The organism is Brevundimonas sp. AVps31 (assembly GCF_058681355.1).
In genome coordinates this window covers 955,058-973,227 of the sequence record NZ_CM178736.1, presented here as the reverse complement: position 1 = coordinate 973,227, position 18,170 = coordinate 955,058, and the positions used below count along the sequence as shown (strand labels likewise).

Genomic DNA, 18,170 nt, shown 5'->3' with positions numbered 1-18,170 from the left:
GCGTTTCGTTGCGGTTTGGCGCGGCGCGGCCCATCTTTCGCGCCGTAAAGTAACCGCGATGACGTAGAACGGTTACGCTTGCCGTGCGTTGATAGCGCGGACGACAGGACTGCAAGGAGAAGCCGCTTGGCCAATATCACCCTGGTCGACGACGACGAGAACATCGTGGCGTCGGTCTCGCTGGCTCTGGAGAGCCACGGGCACAAGATCACGGCCTACCATGACGGCGCCGCCGGTCTGGAAGCGCTTGAAGCCTCGCCGCCCGATCTGGCGATCCTTGATGTGAAGATGCCCCGCATGGACGGGATGGAGGTCCTGCGCCGGCTGCGCCAGACCTCCCAGATCCCGGTCATCATGCTGACCTCGAAGGACGAGGAGATCGACGAAATCCTCGGCTTCAACCTCGGGGCCGACGACTACATCCACAAACCGTTCAGCCAGCGTCTGCTGATCGAGCGCGTGAAGGCCCTGCTGCGCCGGACCGGCGCCGATGGCGGCGAGCCCGAGCCGAGCGCCGAAAACTCGAACAAGGCCATCAAGCGGGGCAAGCTGACGATGGACCCGGCGCGCCACGAGAGCACCTGGGACGGCCGTCCGGTGAAGCTGACGGTCACCGAATTCCTTCTGTTGCAGGCCCTGGCCCAGCGCCCCGGCTTCGTGAAGAGCCGGGATAACCTGATGGACGCGGCCTACGACGATCAGGTCTATGTCGATGACCGCACCATCGACAGCCACGTCAAGCGCATGCGCAAGAAGTTCAGGGTGGTCGATCCCGAGTTCGACGCGATCGAGACCCTGTATGGCGTCGGATACCGTTACCGCGAAAGCTGAGCCGGCTTCGGCCCGGTCGGATCGCCCCCGTCGAGCCGCAAGGTTCGGCGGGTCGCGCCTTGGCGGGCTGATTCTCGCGCTCAACCTGCTCAGCCTGTTGATCCTGTTCGTCGGCGCCCTGTTGCTGAACGAATGGCAGCGCGGACTGATCGAGGCGCGACAGGAGACGCTGAAGGCCCAGGCCGAACTGCTGGTGCAGGTGCTGGGCGAGCCCCAGATCGGCGTCACGCGCGGCGAGCCGATTCCGTCCCTCGACGGGCTCGAGGCCGCGCGCTGGCTGCGCGACAACTTCATCCCCGAAGGGCAGCGCGCCCGTCTGTTCGATGTGGACGGCATCCTGGTCGCCGACAGTTATCAGGTCACGGAACAGATCCCCGGCGCGCCCCTGCCCGCGGCGCGCCCCGCGGGGGCTCCCCCGCCCGACGACGAGGCCGCCACAAAGGCCGCCAGCGCCGGGGACGCCGAACGCGCCCGGCTGGCGCTGGCCGCCGAGGTCGAGGGTGCTCTGGAAGGCCAGTCCCAGGCGGAGATCCGCAGGTCTGAAACCGGCGACCGCGTCGTGTCCGTCTCCATCCCGGTGCGTCATGTCCAGCAGGTGCTGGGCGTTCTGACGCTGGAAGCCGGCGACGTCGACGAGACGGTGGACGCCCAGCGCCGCGCGCTCATGCCGTTCGCCCTGGTGGCCCTGGCGGTGAACCTGCTGGGCTCCCTGCTGCTGCATCTGTTTGTGGCGCGTCCGGTGATGCGACTTTCGGCTGCTGCGGACGAGGTCCGTCTGCAGCGCGCCCGCGCCATCTCCCTGCCCGACCTCGAAGGCCGCAAGGACGAGATCGGCGATCTGGCCCGCTCGCTGGAGTCCATGACCGAGACCCTGTCGGCCCGGATGGACGCCATCGAGGCCTTCGCCGCCGACGTCAGCCACGAGATCAAGAACCCGCTGACCTCCATCCGCTCGGCGCTGGAAACCCTGCCTTTGGTCAAGACCGAGGCCCAGCGCGAGAAGCTGACCGCCCTGCTGCAGCAGGACGTGCGACGTCTGGACCGGCTGATCACCGACATCTCCAACGCCTCCCGGCTGGATGCGGAGCTGAACCGCGACCGGCCGCGGGTGATCGATCTGACCACCCTGCTGACCGATATCGTCAGCGTCTATGAGGCGGGCCGCAAGCCCGGCGAGGCGCGGGTCGTCTTCACGGCCCCGGTCGGGGGTCACGCCCTGATCACCGGTCGCGACGGGCCGCTGGGACAGGTGTTCCGCAACCTGATCGACAACGCCCGCTCGTTCAGTCCTCCGGACGGCGAGGTCCGCCTGACCCTGCTGCGGGACGACATCGACGAGCGCGCGGTTCACGTGCGGATCGACGACGATGGCCCCGGCATCCCGGCGGACAATCTGGAGACGGTGTTCGAGCGCTTCTACACCTCGCGTCCGCGCGGCACGGCCTTCGGCGCCAACTCGGGCCTCGGCCTGTCGATCGTGCGCCAGATCGTCGAGGCGCACGGCGGGACGGTCCGGGCGGAGAATCGTCCGGGTGCCGACGGCCCCGCCGGGGCCCGCTTCGAGGTGGCCCTGCCCGCCGCGCTCGCGCCCCGCCGCCCGTGAGCCAACCCACCCACGCCACCGTCGTGGCCCGGCGCGATCCGGTCGTGGGCTGGCGCGCTGCGGCCCTGTGGGGCGGGTCGGGCGTGGGCAAGAGCGATCTGGCCCTGCGCCTGATCGGCATGGGCTGGACCCTGGTGGCCGATGACTACGCCCATCTGTTCGCCTCGGCCGGGCGGCTCTACGCCTGTGCGCCGGACACGATCGCGGGGCGGATGGAGGTGCGCGGCGTCGGCATCCTTCCGGTCCGCGCCCTCGACATAGCGCGCGTGGTTCTGGCCGTGGACCTGACCCACGGACCGGTCGAGCGCCTGCCGGAGCCTGGATTTCGCACCCTTGAGGGTGTGTCCGTGCCGCTACTCCGACTGGACCCGCGAGAGGCCTCGGCGGGTGAAAAGGTCGCGGCGATGATCGCCCGGCTTTAACCCGGCGCGGACTTGGGCTATTCCGCGCGGCTTGCGGTTCGCTCAGGAAGCGGCCGGAACGCGGGGGCGTAAGTCTTGGTGAAGCCTTCATGATCGGGCTGGTGATCGTCACCCACGGGGGTCTGGCCTCCGAATTCCTGTCGGCGATGGAGCACGTCGTGGGCCCGCAGCGCGGGGTCGCGGCCATCTGCATCGGCCCGGAAGACGATATGGAGCGCCGTCGGCGCGACATCGTCGACGCCGCGCGCGCGGTGAACGACGGCGACGGCGTGATCCTGCTGACCGACATGTTCGGCGGCACGCCCTCCAATCTGGCCATCTCGGTGATGGAAGAGACCCACGCCGAGGTCATCGCCGGGCTGAACCTGCCCATGCTGATCAAGCTGGCCAGCGTGCGCGGTCGCGAGCCGCTGGAATCCTGCGTGGCTCACGCCCAGGACGCGGGCCGCAAATACATCTCGGTCGCCAGCTGGGTGCTGCAGGGCGAGAAATGACCGACACCCTCCAGACGACCGTCGGCATCTGCAACCAGCGCGGCCTCCACGCGCGCGCCTCCGCCAAATTCGTCAAGCTGGCCTCGACCTTCGACAGCGAGATCCGGGTCACCCGCGACGGAGTCACGGTCAACGCCCTGTCGATCATGGGTCTGCTGATGCTGGGCGCCGGCAACGGCTGCGACGTCCATATTGAGGCCGAGGGCCCTGACGCGGCCGAGGCGATCGAGGCCCTGTCCGACCTGGTGCAGCGCAAGTTCGACGAAGACCAGTAGGTCCGTCAGTCGCCGGTCGGGCGGGGCAGCACCGCGCCCACGTGATCGACGCCCCGCCGTTGCGCGATCTCCACCTGCCGCGCCCGCTCGCGATAACGCGCCTGCTGATCTTCCGACCGGGTGTCGTGGCAGCGCTCGCAGCAGACGCCCTCGACATAACGGGGTGAGGCCCGCCCGCCCTCGCTGACCGGCATGCGGCAGCCCCGGCACAGGGTGTGACTGCCGGCCGACAGGCCGTGGCCCACGGCGACCCGCTCGTCGAAGACGAAGCATTCGCCGCGCCACAGGCTCTCCGGCTCCGGCACGGTCTCCAGATATTTCAGGATGCCGCCCTCCAGATGGAAGACGTCCTCGATCCCTTCGGCCTTCAGAAAGGCCGTCGACTTCTCGCAGCGAATGCCGCCGGTGCAATACATGGCGACCTTCGGAGGATTGGGCCGGTCCAGCAGGGCGCGGCCCTCGGTGCGGAACCAGTCCGGGAAGTCGCGGAAGCTGCGGGTGTTCGGCTGGATCGCGCCCTCGAAGGCGCCGACGACGCCCTCGTAGTCGTTGCGGGTATCGATGACGATCGTATCGGGATCGGCGATCAGGGCGTTCCACTCGGCCGGCGAAACATAGGTTCCGGCGTCTGCGGCGGGGTTCAGGTCCGGTTGGCCCATGGTCACGATCTCGGCCTTGATCCGCACCTTCATCCGGTAGAAGGGCATCCGCTCCGCCCCGGAAAACTTGACCTCCAGCGCCTCGAAGCCCGGCAGGGCGCGGATGCCGTCCAGCACGCGCGTGATCGCCGCGGGCGGTCCGGCGATGGTCCCGTTCAGTCCCTCGTGCGCCACCAGCAGGATCCCGCGCACGTCCGGGGCGCAGAGCTGCTCAAGCCGCGCGCGCACAGCCTCGCGGTCCTCGATCCGCGCGAACCGATAGAGGGCGGCGACCTGGAGGGGGGAGGAAGTCGATGTCATCCGGGTAGGTGCCTGGTGGAGCCGAGGGGAGGCTCGCGAGGAAGGCGATAGCGAGCTGAAAACGTTGAAAATCAATACACAAGGGCTTGTCACTGTCACCCATCTTCGGCCAGTAGTGTCACCCATGAGCGCCCCTAAGACACCCCCGAGAGACCACTGGCCGCCCCACTTGTTCCTGCGGGGAAGCCGCTTCTACGCGCGCCTCAGGGTCCCGCCAAGCGTGGGCCTAAAGGTGTCTCATCTCCAGGCCGCGCTCAACACCGGCAGCTACGCAGAGGCGGTTCGTCGGCTTCCCGTGGTCGTCCGTGACCTTAGGCTCCGGCTTGAAAGCCTTAGAGCTCCGCAGATGAAACCGGAGAAGCCGACCGTTGATGAGCGCGCGGCATGGTGGCGAGCGAGGATTGAAGCGGCGGGACGGCTTCCCTCCGAGGGTGTCCCGGAGACGATGCTTCCCGAATGGGACGCTGAACTAGAGGAGCGCCTTGGTCCGATCATCGGTGCCGACGAACACGCGTCTGGGCGGCCGGTCCACGCAAACGAGGCGGAGGGCATGCGACTTGCGAGCTTGGTCTTTGGGAGGGTCTTGCCCGTAGACACAGAGCTCGAGAGGTTCATCGCCGAGCAGGTAATGACCATCCGCTACGCCGACCGGCATCGCCGCGCTGTAGCTCGTCTCAAGGCATGGATGCTGGAACAATTCGGGACGGATGATCTCCGCCGGATCACCCGGCGCGCTGCGGGTGATTTCTACGATCATCTGCGGGCGAGCGGCCTCGTGACAGCCACAGCCAACAGCCTAGTGTCGTCGCTGAGCGTCTATTGGCGCTGGCTGGACCGGCGCGTCGGCATTGAGGGCAACCCTTGGGCGGCACAAAATCGGAAGGCCCGCCCCGACGAACCGAAGGCGGAGAAGCGAGGGTTCACTGACGACGAAATGGTCAAGCTGCTTAGCGGCAAGACCTACGGTACGCTTCATGACTTGATGAGGGTCGCCGCGCTGTCGGGCATGCGCATTAGCGAGATCGGCAGGATAACAGTCGCCACCTCAGCCGACGGTATCTTTACGTTGAAAGAGGGCAAGACCGACTCATCGGTTCGAGAGGTGCCCATTCACCCTGATCTGAAGAGCTTGGTCGCTCGGCGACAACAGGGGAAAGGGCCTGGCGACCGGCTGTTCGATGAGTTGAGAGGCTCACCGTCCCGCAAGAAAGAGCCGATGGCCAAGGCGAGTGAGCGGTTCACCGCGTACCGGCGAAGCCTAGGGATCGATGAACGGCTCGAAGGGCAGCGGCAGAGCAACATGGATTTCCACTCATTCCGTCGATGGTTCATCACCAAGGCGGAGCAAGCGGACCAGAAAAAGCATCTCATTTCTGCGATAGTCGGGCATGCCGAGGGACGTGAGGGGATGACCCTCAGCACCTACTCTGACGGCCCCTCCCGACGGCAGAGGGCTCGCGTGGTCGCCGCCGTTAGGCTCCCGAAAGGAGCACCTATTGAGAGTCCCGGAGGTCCGATCATGGGGCGGCCGGAACCGCGCGTCTGACCGGTGCAGCCTAATGCGCTGTGCGCTTAACGATGGGCTTGGCAGCCTACGGTTCTGATCCTCGCGTGGCCTCAGGGCCCACGCGCCCTTCAATCGTGCGGCAGATATCCGGCGCGTCAGCGCTACGATGCTGTCTAATCGTGATATGGGCTAGGGTGGTATGGGGGGTTGTATGCGTTTCAAGATTGCGACTGCGCTGATGGCATTCATCTTGTCAGCGTGTGGCGGGGAAAGGTCCCCCGCTCCGAATACGGACATTCTTGTCTTGGCTTGCACAGGCCGGTTTACTGGTACCGGTACGCCCGATCAGCCCGCGACCCTGAGCTACCGGATCAACTTCGAAACTCAGACCGTCGAGTACAAAGATGTGCGTTTGGGGACATGGCACTCGCAGTTGGGACTGCGCGTTTTTCATGCGGACGAGAGAACAATAAGCTTCGACGGACAGGAACCGAGCAACTCAGCCATCCCGCATTCGCATACGGCCTATACTCTGCAGTTCGACCGGCAGTCAGGACGAGTGGTCGATGGTACCCGGTTGTTTACGAACATGCCCGGCGAGGAAAATGAGGTTGTGGAGTCGGCGTTCTTGGGGACGTGCGAAGAGGTGGCCCAACCATCAGGCGAAAAGAAATTCTGACGGATCGAGCGTTTTCGCCTTCCCCAACATGCCCTCATACAAGTCAGTCCAGCACGCCCACTGACCGATGCTTTTGGGGTGGCTCATAGGCGAGCCGATTTTCGACGGTCAACGAGGCGATACCCCCCCCCTGGGGGTACTTAACCCGGCGACGGGGGGGGCAGAGCAGCTTGTCTGCTCTCGAATAGTCGTACGGGGATCGATGCGGTTGCCACCGTCGGCGTAGGGAGCAGTCCTCGACGCGTGAAAAACGGTTGGTGGCTGCTGCCAGACTAGGACACAGGTCCAAGCCGGGAGTAGCGCACAAGTTCTGCCTTCTGCGCCACGGGTCATAAGATACTTGACGTGATGTTGTGAGCCATTTTATGAGCTAGACATTCTGTTACCCTATCTTGTGAGCCGGTCATGAGGATTGCCTACTACCGCGTGTCGACCAGTGATCAGTCGGTGGACTCCCAGCGCCACGCCATGGGCGGACAGTTCGACAGGGAGTTCTCGGACGAAGGCGTGAGCGGCGGGACCATGGCCGCTGCTCGGCCCGGTTTCGCCAAGCTGATGGACATCGTAAGGGAGGGGGACGTCGTCTGCGTCTATGCGGTGGACCGCCTCGGCCGCGATGCCTTGGATGTCCAGGCCACCGTCCGCCGCCTCCTGGTTCAGGGCGTCACCGTCGAGGTCCACGGTCTCGGGACGATCTCGCGTGGCGTGGGCGAGCTCATCCTCGCCGTCCTGGCCCAAGTCGCCGACATGGAGCGCCGCAGGATCACCGAGCGGACCCAAGCCGGCCGCGCGGCGGCAAAGGCGTCGCTTGCGGCCACTGGCCGGACCCATCGTGGCAAGGAGGGTTTGGGCCGTCCCGCCGCCGCCGACGTGTCTGCCGTATCGAGCTGGAGGCGGAGTAGCCAAGCCAGCATCAAGGATACGGCCCGGCACTTCGGGATCTCGGAGGCGACGGTGAAGCGATATTGCGCTCGCCACCCTTGACGTGGGAGGTGTCCGTGGACATATGGACATGGACGCGTCCATGGACATAGAGAATGCAACTGACCAACACTGAACGTATGGCTCTTCGCAAGGCTGTTCGAAGCCACCCCGACGTGCTGACCCAAGTCAGCCGGGCGGGCGAGGTGAATGCCCTCCCTAAAGAGCGACTAATCGCCGTTGCGGAGGCGCTCGGCATCGATATCGCCTCTGTGGCCGCCGGTGGCGGCTCCCGCTCACGCTTCGACTCGGCTGAAGGTCAGGCGCTCTGGAAGTACTCGGATGATCATCCGGGGTTTGTTGGGAAGTTCGAGTTTGAGCTGGTCTTCGAGCTGTTTGGTAAGCGCGTCGTCCGCCAAGCCCGGATCGACTACAGCCATACGCCCGAGTGGGAATACTACGACCTGAACAAGCGTGAGCTGATGATCGGGTGGGATAGTAGTTCGTTCGGCATTGAAGTGCTGGTCGACCCGTCGGCCGACCGTCACAACGACGCTAGCACTGGCAAGCTGCGACGGCAGAAAGCCAGACCCGAGTGGGTGAAGATCGATATCCTCGAAATCGGGGTGCTGCCGAACACTCTCATCGACGACATCTATGCGCAGATCGATGAGCTTGCCCGCCAGGAAGATCGCGAGCGACGCGCGCGCTTCCTCGACACCGTCGCCTGACCCAGGAAAAGCGATGTCACGTCAGCAGCAAAGGTCCGCAACCTACGAGATCGCCGTCGCCGAGGTCACGGCGACCTTCGACACCTTGGAGATCGACCTACGCCCAGCCAGCGCCCGAGACTGGGTCCTGGAGTCCAACGCCGCGGAAATCCTCGGGGTCACTAAGAAGGCCCTTGAGCGACGCCGGACGCGAGGCACGGGGCCGACCAACCACAAGCGCCTAGGATACGTCGCCTACTACCTCGACGACCTGGACACCTGGGTCGCTAGCGAGCCGAAGGCGTACCGTCCGCCGTCATCGTCGTGAGTTCCGGGGGGGATGTCACCCCTGCGTCGGAGCCAACATTCGACGCCCGGCCGCCTGCTCCCCGGCTGACATCACCGGACCGACATGCCTTCCCACGACCTCGACCAGCCGCACTCCGGCACCGGCCTCCTGGCGACCACGACCGCCTCCGATACTCTCGCCTCGATCTCCCTCCGGCTGGACCTGATCCTCACCCTCGGCCCCGGCTCCCCATCAGCAGCACCGAACGCTCCGCCCGCCCATGCTCGCTCCCAACGATCCGCCCCACTTCACCAGCGCCGAACTTGAGTCGTCCATCCTGTTCAGGCCGTGCCTGCGCCTGGACGGCGAGGTCGGACAGCGCCTCCTGGACCGCGTCGTTGACGCGCTGGGGTCCGTAGAAGGCAGGACCCGGCGTCGTCGTAAAGTTGACCAGCAGCGCCACGAGAGGACCGTCAGCGCCCTTCTGGCGAACCTCTTGGTGGCTCGCAGGAATCGCCACAACGCTCAGATTTTCGTCGGAGTGCCCTTCGAGGCCGACCGATATACCGGTGGGGACCTCAGCGTGACCGCGCTGCGCTCGATCCGGGACTTCCTCGTGGCTGAAAAGCTCACCGAGGGTCAGAACGGCTACTGGAGCACGGAGCGCTGGGACCGGGAGACAGTCGTCCACCGGCACTCGCGCACGACGCGTCTGAGGGCGACCCCGCGCCTTCTAGGCTGGGGCGAGGAGGCAGGGATTGACCTCGCGGCCCTGCCGAAGTCACCGGAGTATGGCGTACGGCGCGACCGCGCCACCGACCTCATCGTGATACGGGACGACGGCCTGAACCACGGTCCGGAGCCGGATGTCGTGCGGGCCAGCCGAGCGGTCATCGTGAAGACAAACCGCTTGATCGCCGCTGCCTCAATCGAGCTTCCCGCTAAGGCCTGGGAGCTGATGGCTCAGGATGCCAAGGAGGAGGAGGGCCTCGCCCGCATCCTCGGCGGAGATCTGTCCTCGATCTCGCTCTGCCGCAAGTTCGCCGGGTCCTGGTCGTCTGGTGGGCGGCTGTACGGCGGGTTCTGGCAGAACCTCAAGAAGCAGTACCGCCGCATGCTGACCATCGACGGCGAGGCTACAGTCGAGCTCGACTACGCCCGACTACACCCCACGCTGCTGTACGCCCAGGAGGGTCTGCCGCTCGACTTCGACCCGTATCTGCCAGATGGATTCGACACCAACCTGCGCGACCTCGGCAAGCAGACGTTTGGCCGCCTGCTCAACAGCAAGGCCGGCATCGTAGCTTCGACGCTGAGCCGTCCGGCCAACGCCCCTGAAGGCCTGTCTCTGGCTGACTTCCGGCGTTTCGCACAGTCCCTTGTCGACATGCACCATCCGATCTCCGGGACGTTCGGTACGGGAGCGAGTCTCTGGCTTCAGCACCTCGACAGCGAGATCCTGCTGAAGGTGCTCGGCCGGATGAACGACCTGGGCGTGGTGGCCCTGCCGGTCCATGACAGCGTGATCGTCACGAGGCCCTGGGCCGAGGCCCTCCGGCAAGCGATGGCGACCTCCTATCACGACGTCACTGGCTACTCCTCCATCATCGTCAACTAGGCCTGACCTAGTGGTCGTAGGTCTAGGAGCCCTCCATTACCTCTCGGTCACCTGAGGCCCCTGTGGTCCATAACTAGAAGCCGTAAGGATTGGGCCCCGCGTGCCGCCCCCTGCTTTTTTTTCGAGGCTCGGGAAGGACGCTGCCGAGCGCTCAGGGGGCACCGTCCGAGCTCTGGATAGGCTCCGCTCGGCCGCATTGCTCCAAAACTCGGAGTGCCCCTGTCAGGCCCCCAGTGCCTTCCGCAAACCGTCCTGTGCATCGGCGTAGAATTGAACCTGCACGCGGGTTGCCAGATCGTCCGACAAGTCGGCCAGGGCGCGCCGGCATGAGACGGGCATCAACACCGTTTCAGCCCCGCGCTCAAAGGCGCGTTCCACCAGGTCTGTGGCGTTGTAGATCGGCTCTAGCGAGCCACCCAGGGTCAGGTGTCCGACAATCACTGTCCCGCCGCGAACTGACCGCCCCAACAATGCCGATGCTAGGGCGATAAGCACTGCCATACTGGTGCCGCCCCCCGAGCGGGCAGCATCCAGGGCTCTGAGCTGGACCGTGAATTCATGCTCACGCGGGTTGCGCTCGCCAACGAGCTCTCGCGAGCGCGCAGTCAGATTTTGGTTCGCGATATTGACGCTCTCCCGGAAGTTCGGGGTCGCCGGCTGGTTCAAAATCTTGACGCCAGAACCCCGCGTCTCATTGGCCTCGATCCGATAGAGCCCCGCTCCTTCGTCGCCGTCTCCAACGCCCAGCGCCCAGACCTGACCAGGCGGCAGCGGATCAGTTCCGATCCCGTCGTCTCCCCCCACTTCGGCCGTGGCGACAAAGGTCTCTATGCCGTCTAGGCCCATGGCATAGCTGAACTGGGTGTTGCGAAACTCCGCCGATCCGATCCGCTTCTGCTGTTCCTTGACCCGCCGCCGAACTTCCAGCGCCAAGCGGACCGCCCACTCCAGAGTTTCGTCCGATGGGGTCTGAGCAGGATCGGGGTGCATCAGTTTCAACAGCCCTGACACTGTCTTGTTGACGGCGTTTTGATCGCGCCCTGAAAGCGCTCCACCGAAGCGGACCCGGCCCTGCATCACCCCGACCCGCGTTTGGTTGCGCAGCCGGCTGAACAGCTCAGCCAGCACATCACTGACTAGGCCGAAGTGATCCGTGAACAGGTCCTTGTTGACCTTGGGCAAGTCCCAGCCAGGCAAGTAGGCGTGGATGCGATCCATGAAGGCGGTATCGTCGCGCATCTCTGGCGGCAGGGGGCCGAACAGGTGGCCCATCCGTTGCTGGTGGCTCACATCGACATCGAAATTGCCGACCAGAACGATTCCGCCGTCAGCCCGGATGCTCTCACGCCCGCGCGAGAACTCGCCGCTCTCCATGTAGCCCTTCATGATGTTGACGCCGTCCTTCTGGTCAAAGGACACGCCGGACACCTCGTCAAAACAGACGACGTCGTATTGGCAGACGAGGCCCCGCTGTCCGTTGGCCATGTTCACAAACATGCGGGCCACCGTCGCCTTGCCGCCCGAGATCAGGTGGGCGTAGGGCGAGACCTGCTGGAACAGGTGGCTCTTACCGGTCCCTCGCGGACCCAGCTCGACCATGTTGTAGTTCCGCTCCACGAAGGGAACCATGCGCAACAGCATCATGTCCCGCGCGCGGTCGGTGAGGCGCTCAGGCTCCAGCCCGACACTGCGTAGCAGCAGATTCTTCCACTCGGTGGTGTCGAGCTGCCCCCGTCCTTGGGCGATTTGATCCACCACCCCCAGATTGGACAGCTGGATCTCGCGGAGGGCCAGCACCTCGAAGGGGCGTCCACCCTTCTCCTGTGCGATGGCCGCATCGTAGCCCAGGGTGATCTCGGCGTAGAAGCCGCCGGTCAGCATGCGCTCGTGGCTGCTCACCAGGGCGTCACCGATCCGGACATCCGCCAGCCTTAGGCTGGGCAGGGTCGCCAAATAGCTGTCGGACTTTGAGTCGAGGCGTGCAGTCACCAGTTCGATCAGCTTGACTGACCCCAGCTCACGAGCCCGGGCCTTAAACAGCTCCTCCTCGCCGGCCCGCACCGTACGGTCGCTGAGCTGCTCCCGGACAAGCTCCAGGCCTTCTTCGATCTCCTTGGGATCGGTGGAGGCGCAGTACCGGCCCAGCATGAACTCGACCACATAGGTCGGGACCGGAAACTGGCCTCTGAACCGCCGCACCAGGTCTTTGCGCACCAAGTGGCCAGGAAATGCGGCTTCCGCCTTCCGATCCAACGCGTCCATTTCCACGGCCTATCCCCCGATCTTCACCGGCCGGCGTGCTCGCACCAGCCCGTGGTCATCCAGCAGGACGACCAGCGCATCCTGCCCTTCGTAGCTATCTGTCGCCATCACCGACGCCTTGCCGTCTTCGCCCACAGTTGTCGGCTTTATGGCGAGGCTGGGACCGGACTCTGCAGACGCGGGCTTCAGGTCCACCGTCATATCTACTGCGCCTGTCGTTTGTAGTCGGAGCCGCAGGCCAACCCAGGTCGAGTCGGTGATCGAAACCGTCTGTGCGCTTCCCATCGGCTCGATATCCAGCACCGGGATCACGCATTCCTGCGGGCTGACTCCGCCATGGGCGTAGTCGACCCCGGCGTAGAACGAGCTCGCCCCAGGGGCCATCGCCAGGCGCACCGCAGGGTTCCAGGTCCAGGCCGCCTGCGCATGCTGGGTCGGCGCACCATCCTTCAGCCGCGCGTAGCGGGTGCGCTTTTCATCCGGCTCGGTCAGGCCCGCCCCCAACTTCGCTGTCTCCAGGCCGCCTGGCATCAGCAACCAGCCATGGTCGGTCACCACACGGATCCTCCGCCCGGCTCGCGCCATAACGCACAGTTCCTTGGCGCACTCCGCAAGGCCGGCCTCCAGCTGGTCTACCAGCCGGGTGTTGAGCTTGTGCCCATCCTCGTCGAAGTCTCCTAGTTCGGACCAAAGACGGGTCGCGCCTGCCTCGCGCCCGAAGCCCGCGTTCTCCAGCGTCTTCATCAGCCCTCGGTGGTCCGCCGGTTTGCCCTCGGGCGTCATTGGGGTCAGACCCTCTTCGCCGCCTTCTCCAGTCAACAGCTTCGCCGCCGGGCTCACCAAGGGCTTGCAGCAGGCGGTCGAGGTCGGAAACCCAGTCCAGCGCCAGTCCAGGGCGGTCTTTGCCCCCAGAGCCTCCATCTTCTCCTTGAGCCGCTGCGCCAGATCGAAGCGTAGCCCGTCGATGAACACCACGGCCGTAAACTCACCCGGCACGTCGATCACGGTCCCCAGGGGAACACTGCCGGCGGCGGTCAGGTCCTGAAGCGCACGCGCCCCCTCATCGACCCAGGGCAGATAGACGGCTCGCAAGGCGGCGGTCACCGCCAGGCGATCTTCGGCGGTTGGAGCGCTCGCCAGCGCCTGCATAGCCGAGCCATCGACCGCTGCGCCCCGGTCCACGTAGGTCTCGGCGATGGCGGCGGCTGTGTCGCCTGACCAGGGCGCGGCCTTGGCCACCTCGACGAGGTGCCGGATGGCTTGGGCCAGGGGCGCTTGTCCCCGGCGTCCCCACAAGGTTTCCCGGCGGTGCCCGTGGGTCGCTTCAAGGTCGATCAACCGCTGGCAAGCTTCACCGCGGGTCAGTCCTGCGGTCTTCAGGAGTCCATCCCGAAGGCTGGCCTCTGCGCGCTCGTTGGCGAGGGGATAGGTTTCCTCCTGACCGAACGAAGCCGGCGGCTCCTCGGCGCGCAGCATCTTGGTCACGCCAGGTACGGTGTACTCGGCCGCGCCGCTGAAACGGTCCCACACCGCGCTCCAACCACCCTGCCGGTCGGCCATGGCGCGCACCCCCTCCTGGCGAGTACGCTTGCGAGGATCGAACGCCAGCGCCTTATGAGCCCGCGCGGCAAATCCCTTGAATCGCCCAGGTTCCGTCTCCGGATCCAGCCGTCCGTCCAGCCAAGCGAGCACGTCGTCCGTCAGATCGGGCGCATCGATCCCGTTCAGGGCCTCGACGTCGAAGGTCCGGCCCCGCGCCCACTCCAGGTCTTTCTGCATCAGCGTGGGGGCCACCAGAGCCAAGGCCTCGCGGGCCTCCGCGCCGTCGGCGATGCTCAGCCGAACCGATCCGTGCGACGACGTAAGGAACGCCCTCAGCGTCCAGTCTTTGCCGTTCACATGCCCGAACCAAGTTCCGGACGCCGCCAGCCAGGCCAAGGGCTCCAGGGGCGCAGGGCACTTGCCAGCCGCCTTCAGAGTTTCGCGCGCCACCCCAGGCAGCCAGAACACCGGGATGGGACCGCCGTCGGCTTCGAGGCGAGACGCCTGCGTCCTCAGGTGGAATGCGGGCCCGGAGCGCGTCTCAGGCATCCAGTGGCCGAGGCTGAAGAGGTGGGGCATGCGCGCGCGAAGAAGCGGGACCACCCGCTCGAAGCTGTGCTCAGGGTCGCACCACAGCACCGCCTCAGGGCGAGCCTGAAACGTCGGGTCGTAGCTGGCGGCTTTCTCCAGGCTGCTGATCAGGGCGTCCAGCGGCGTCATGCAGCGCCCTTGGTAGAGGCCCGCGCTGCTTGCTTCTCGGCCAGCGTCGTGTGGCGGTCGTTGTCGCGTTTGCCCTGATCCAGCTGGAACCAGGGTGCTGAGGCCACGTCCTTGCCGCGGTCCACGCCCCATTTGACCTTGGGAGTCTCCCTCAGGATGCCTGCGGTAACCCACGGGCGAATATTCAGGCGCACGCCGTCGTTCAGATCGGGCATCCAGCCAAGCGACTGCTGCTCCAGCGGCTTCCAGCGGACGAAGATGTCATGCGGGCTCTCGCCTTCCAGGATTGCCTTAAGTCGCGCCTGCAAGATCTTAGCGACCTCAATCCGAGCGTCGTCGCCTTCGGCCGACCGGCGCGCAATCCAGTCTCCCAGCACTGTGTAGGTCAGCTTTTGTACAGTGGCGTTGCTCAGTCGGTGATAGTGCAGGAAGGCCGAGAAACCGTCCTTGTGGCCGTCCCAGACGTGCCAAAGGAAGGGGCGATCATGGAATAGCTTACAGTGCTGCCGAAAGGCCCGGTCTCGAAGCCATGCTTCTAGAGAGCCGTCCCTGGCCAACCTCTTGTCGAGTCTTTCGTCAGCCTCAGCAACCAACCGACGCTCGACCGATTCATCCCACGCATTTCCGAAGGTTGCCGCAAGATAGGCGCGCAACCGCTCTGCCAACGGTCGCTCGCCACCACCGGACGAAACCGTGAGCAGGCCATCGGCATCGCCCTGCGGTAAGGCCGCGGCTTTGCCAATCCAAGCCTTCGCATCACTCGACAGCCGCATGTCGGGATTAGATTCAGCCGGCCAGCGGTAGCCCGCGAGGCGGGCCAGGGCCACTTGAAGCTGGGTGCCTGGTTCAGCCTGAAGGGGATGGCCATGGAACAGCCACTGGGTAGGGTCGTCGGAGTAGGGCTCTGGTAGGCCCTGTGGGTAACGCTCGGAAGCGATTCGTGTCCAATGAGGAAGGTCAAAGTTGACCTTGATCAAAGTGGAATTCGTTACCTTTAAGCCTGCGTCAATTGCTCTGACCGCATCATTATAACTTGGGTCAGATAGAAAACACCAAAGAGCCGGGAGATCTTCCGGTGCATTTGGGACTACAGCCGAAAGATTCTTGTCGAATATGTCGCCCTCGTAGAGAGATACAGGGAGCGTGCCGGTCGACGACACGGCAACGCCTCGTTTTCCCCAAGCCAGACCGCCCGCCATGATCGCCTCCCCTCGGCGGGAGCGATCCTTCATCAGTCCGTTTCCACCCTGCCAGAACACGGCTTGCTCATATCCGCCGTAAAGCGCCGAGCTGCTAACTGTCGTCTGCAGCAGCTCCCAATCGTCCCCGATTTTGCCCAGCTCCCAGAACTGCCGGAAAAATAGAGGAGAGTCTTTTGAGACTAACCCGCACACACTCTTTGACCTACGCGTGAGCAGATTTTCCGGCACCCCTCCTTCGGCTCCTATTCGAAAGTCTGGATTTGCAGATTGACGGTACTGATGAAGTATAATTGGTTCAGCCGACATCAGGCGCGGCGCCTTCTCGTCAGCATTATTGCAATCAATCAAGCCAAACGTAGAGTCGACTCCTGGTTGCTTGTTGGAGAGTCCGGCAAGCGCGACGTTCACCACTTCGCCGGAGATCTCGCCGAAAGCGCCGCTGCCGAGGCCAGCCACAAAATCAAGCCGGGTGGAGCCCAGGAATCGTGCTCGCATTCCAGCATACCTCCCCAGCTGAAGCCAGTTCTGCGGAGTGACGACGCCAACCGATCCATGCGGCTCCAAAAGCCGGACTATGCGGCTCAACATCATAGTGGATAGGTCGGCCTTCGCGTCGTCGAAGTGAAGGTCGGCGAATGAAGTTAGGGTGGTGTTCTGCCTTCCTCGGCTGAGGAACGGCACATTGGTAGCGACAAGAGTATAGCGGCGGCTCAGGATCGCAGCGGCGTCAGCCATCCCACGGGCTGCCACCGCACCTTCGGCCCGTTCGGGCTCCGCCGCGCGAGTTTTCTCCACCAGGCGGTCTAGGAGAGGCTCAATCCGGCCCAAGCGTTGTGGGCTCATCAGGTCGCCCCCCGTCGGGTCTAGCAAACTTCCCAGCGAGGGAGCTCGGACGAACAGATCGTGGAGTCCTGTAAGGCCCGCCCTCAAGTCTTCGTCACCATTTGCCAGTGCGAGGAATTCATCCCGATCCAGGGGCGGCGGCGCGCCCACCCAGGCGATGTGAACCTGCCCTGTTCCGAACGGTTGAAATCCTCCGATTCGCCATGCCGTAAGGGCGACGGCGAAAGCGGCAATCTGGACGCAGCGCCCGTCCAGCTCGAGCCCGAACAGATTGTCGCGCAGGACCGCCGCCACAGCCTCGGCGTTCTCCAAGCCTTCCTCATCCGCTCGTAAAGCAGCCAGGATGGCCAACATCTCGGTTAGGAAGTGTCCGGATCCGCAGCAAGGATCGAGTGTGTTTAGCTCCGCAGCCCGGTCAGGCCAGCCGGGGAAGGTCCCGGCGGCCGGCCGCCATGGTCCATCATCGTCCTCTCGGACGAAGCGCAGCATCTCGAAATGATAGTCGGGCGGTGAGATCGCTGCTCTGAGAGCGACCTCGTTCGCCGCGCCGGTGGCCACCTCGGGCCGAGCCGCCAATACCTTGCCTGCGCGCCATGCTCCCAGCGTGTTGTGTAGCAGGAACTTGACCATATACGGCTCAGTGAACAGTTGGGTCACCGCAGGCAGATCGCGTGCGCCGATCTTGTCCCCGGCCTTATTGACGCGCTCCTTCTCCAGCGCGCGCCAGAACTGATAGGTCCACCCCAAGGCGTCGTCGGTTTGGAAGGTCTCCGCGTTGATTTTCAGCACCAGCTTGCGCAGCGCCTGGGCGTGTTCGGGTGCCAAGGTCAGGGCAAGGATCGGGTCATCCGGCTGGAACACGGCCGGCAACATCCGCGCGGCATAGGCTTCCGCGGCTGACCATCCGTCGGCATAGCCCTCGCCTAACGCTAATTCTTCCACTTCTTCCAAGGTGACGGGCGCGTCGTGTGCCGGATGCCGCAACAGGCCGCGTTCCGACAGGAAGCGCGCGAACAGGCGTCGATGCCACTGGGCATAGGCGGCGGCCTCAACCAACCGATCCGTCGTCAGCGTTCCGTCCGCGGACTGTTCGTCTCCCAGCGCTCGCGCGTGCGCGCGCAGCCGACGGCGAGTGGCCTTCAGCTCGTCGGTCAAATGTCCCGGCGCTTGTGCGTCGGCGACCCCCAATCGACGGATCGCGTCGGCGGCCCCGGCCTCGGCGATCTCTCGCGCCTTCTTGATGTCACGCTCCAGCGCCTTGCGCAGGGGCGTCGTAAGGAATCGGCTGCTCAT

15 protein-coding genes are annotated in these 18,170 nt (G+C 64.9%); 11 read left to right on the top strand and 4 right to left on the bottom strand.

Annotation, left to right across the window (positions count from 1 at the left end):
- The first annotated feature begins 126 nt into the window (after positions 1-126).
- From chvI to ACW174_RS04535, 5 genes are all read left to right on the top strand, one after another.
- Complete coding sequence (gene chvI, locus ACW174_RS04555; protein ID WP_291839067.1) at positions 127-831, top strand: two-component response regulator ChvI; 705 nt, start codon at positions 127-129, stop codon at positions 829-831.
- A complete protein-coding gene (gene chvG / locus ACW174_RS04550) occupies positions 800-2,434 on the top strand; it encodes a two-component sensor histidine kinase ChvG (protein WP_492016516.1) in 1,635 nt (544 codons plus the stop codon). The genes chvI and chvG overlap by 32 nt, the downstream gene beginning before the upstream one ends.
- Entirely contained in the window at positions 2,431-2,856 is a 426-nt protein-coding gene (locus ACW174_RS04545; protein WP_492016515.1) for an HPr kinase/phosphorylase, read from the top strand. Before chvG ends, ACW174_RS04545 begins: the two co-directional genes overlap by 4 nt.
- A gap of 89 nt (positions 2,857-2,945) precedes the next feature.
- Entirely contained in the window at positions 2,946-3,350 is a 405-nt protein-coding gene (locus ACW174_RS04540) for a PTS sugar transporter subunit IIA (protein ID WP_420470453.1), read from the top strand.
- On the top strand, positions 3,347-3,625 hold the full coding sequence (locus ACW174_RS04535) for an HPr family phosphocarrier protein (protein WP_492016514.1): 279 nt from the start codon (positions 3,347-3,349) through the stop codon (positions 3,623-3,625). Before ACW174_RS04540 ends, ACW174_RS04535 begins: the two co-directional genes overlap by 4 nt.
- Positions 3,626-3,630: 5 nt before the next feature.
- On the opposite strand, the gene trhO is transcribed toward ACW174_RS04535, so the two are convergent.
- On the bottom strand, positions 3,631-4,584 hold the full coding sequence (gene trhO / locus ACW174_RS04530) for an oxygen-dependent tRNA uridine(34) hydroxylase TrhO (protein ID WP_492016513.1): 954 nt from the start codon (positions 4,582-4,584) through the stop codon (positions 3,631-3,633).
- A gap of 124 nt (positions 4,585-4,708) precedes the next feature.
- Here trhO and ACW174_RS04525 point away from each other — a divergent pair, with 124 nt between their 5' ends.
- The 6 genes from ACW174_RS04525 (at position 4,709) to ACW174_RS04500 (ending at position 10,308) form a co-directional block, all read left to right on the top strand.
- Positions 4,709-6,130, top strand: a complete 1,422-nt coding sequence (locus ACW174_RS04525) for a site-specific integrase (RefSeq protein WP_492016512.1) — start codon at positions 4,709-4,711, stop codon at positions 6,128-6,130.
- Between the two features lie 172 nt (positions 6,131-6,302).
- On the top strand, positions 6,303-6,770 hold the full coding sequence (locus ACW174_RS04520; RefSeq protein WP_492016511.1) for a hypothetical protein: 468 nt from the start codon (positions 6,303-6,305) through the stop codon (positions 6,768-6,770).
- A gap of 405 nt (positions 6,771-7,175) precedes the next feature.
- Entirely contained in the window at positions 7,176-7,754 is a 579-nt protein-coding gene (locus ACW174_RS04515; protein ID WP_492016510.1) for a recombinase family protein, read from the top strand.
- 53 nt (positions 7,755-7,807) lie between these two features.
- The gene (locus tag ACW174_RS04510; RefSeq protein ID WP_492016509.1) at positions 7,808-8,422 is read left to right on the top strand and encodes a hypothetical protein; all 615 of its coding nucleotides are present in this window, start codon (positions 7,808-7,810) and stop codon (positions 8,420-8,422) included.
- Positions 8,423-8,435: 13 nt separating this feature from the next.
- Positions 8,436-8,729 carry a hypothetical protein gene (locus ACW174_RS04505; RefSeq protein WP_492016508.1) on the top strand — a complete coding sequence of 98 codons (294 nt, stop codon included), beginning with the start codon at positions 8,436-8,438 and terminating at the stop codon, positions 8,727-8,729.
- A gap of 241 nt (positions 8,730-8,970) precedes the next feature.
- On the top strand, positions 8,971-10,308 hold the full coding sequence (locus tag ACW174_RS04500; protein ID WP_492016507.1) for a hypothetical protein: 1,338 nt from the start codon (positions 8,971-8,973) through the stop codon (positions 10,306-10,308).
- A gap of 222 nt (positions 10,309-10,530) precedes the next feature.
- Here the strand turns inward: ACW174_RS04500 and brxL are convergent, their stop codons facing one another.
- The 3 genes from brxL to ACW174_RS04485 are packed head-to-tail and all read right to left on the bottom strand — an operon-like array spanning position 10,531 to position 18,170.
- Positions 10,531-12,570, bottom strand: coding sequence for a BREX system Lon protease-like protein BrxL (gene brxL / locus ACW174_RS04495; RefSeq protein WP_492017238.1), 2,040 nt, complete (start codon positions 12,568-12,570; stop codon positions 10,531-10,533).
- Positions 12,571-12,579: 9 nt separating this feature from the next.
- The gene (gene pglZ, locus ACW174_RS04490; protein ID WP_492016506.1) at positions 12,580-14,832 is read right to left on the bottom strand and encodes a BREX-1 system phosphatase PglZ type B; all 2,253 of its coding nucleotides are present in this window, start codon (positions 14,830-14,832) and stop codon (positions 12,580-12,582) included.
- Positions 14,829-18,170, bottom strand: a complete 3,342-nt coding sequence (locus ACW174_RS04485; RefSeq protein WP_492016505.1) for a BREX-1 system adenine-specific DNA-methyltransferase PglX — start codon at positions 18,168-18,170, stop codon at positions 14,829-14,831. The genes pglZ and ACW174_RS04485 overlap by 4 nt, the downstream gene beginning before the upstream one ends.

Bases quoted from the DNA above. Each gene is read 5' to 3' on its own strand.
- pglZ (WP_492016506.1), bottom strand. From the start codon at position 14,832: ATGACGCCGCTGGACGCCCTGATCAGCAGCCTGGAGAAAGCCGCCAGC.
- ACW174_RS04540 (WP_420470453.1), top strand. From the start codon at position 2,946: ATGATCGGGCTGGTGATCGTCACCCACGGGGGTCTGGCCTCCGAATTC.
- chvG (WP_492016516.1), top strand. From the start codon at position 800: ATGGCGTCGGATACCGTTACCGCGAAAGCTGAGCCGGCTTCGGCCCGG.
- ACW174_RS04485 (WP_492016505.1), bottom strand. From the start codon at position 18,170: ATGAGCAGCCGATTCCTTACGACGCCCCTGCGCAAGGCGCTGGAGCGT.
- trhO (WP_492016513.1), bottom strand. From the start codon at position 4,584: ATGACATCGACTTCCTCCCCCCTCCAGGTCGCCGCCCTCTATCGGTTC.
- ACW174_RS04520 (WP_492016511.1), top strand. From the start codon at position 6,303: ATGCGTTTCAAGATTGCGACTGCGCTGATGGCATTCATCTTGTCAGCG.
- brxL (WP_492017238.1), bottom strand. From the start codon at position 12,570: ATGGACGCGTTGGATCGGAAGGCGGAAGCCGCATTTCCTGGCCACTTG.
- ACW174_RS04510 (WP_492016509.1), top strand. From the start codon at position 7,808: ATGCAACTGACCAACACTGAACGTATGGCTCTTCGCAAGGCTGTTCGA.
- ACW174_RS04500 (WP_492016507.1), top strand. From the start codon at position 8,971: ATGCTCGCTCCCAACGATCCGCCCCACTTCACCAGCGCCGAACTTGAG.
- ACW174_RS04535 (WP_492016514.1), top strand. From the start codon at position 3,347: ATGACCGACACCCTCCAGACGACCGTCGGCATCTGCAACCAGCGCGGC.
- ACW174_RS04505 (WP_492016508.1), top strand. From the start codon at position 8,436: ATGTCACGTCAGCAGCAAAGGTCCGCAACCTACGAGATCGCCGTCGCC.
- ACW174_RS04515 (WP_492016510.1), top strand. From the start codon at position 7,176: ATGAGGATTGCCTACTACCGCGTGTCGACCAGTGATCAGTCGGTGGAC.
- ACW174_RS04525 (WP_492016512.1), top strand. From the start codon at position 4,709: ATGAGCGCCCCTAAGACACCCCCGAGAGACCACTGGCCGCCCCACTTG.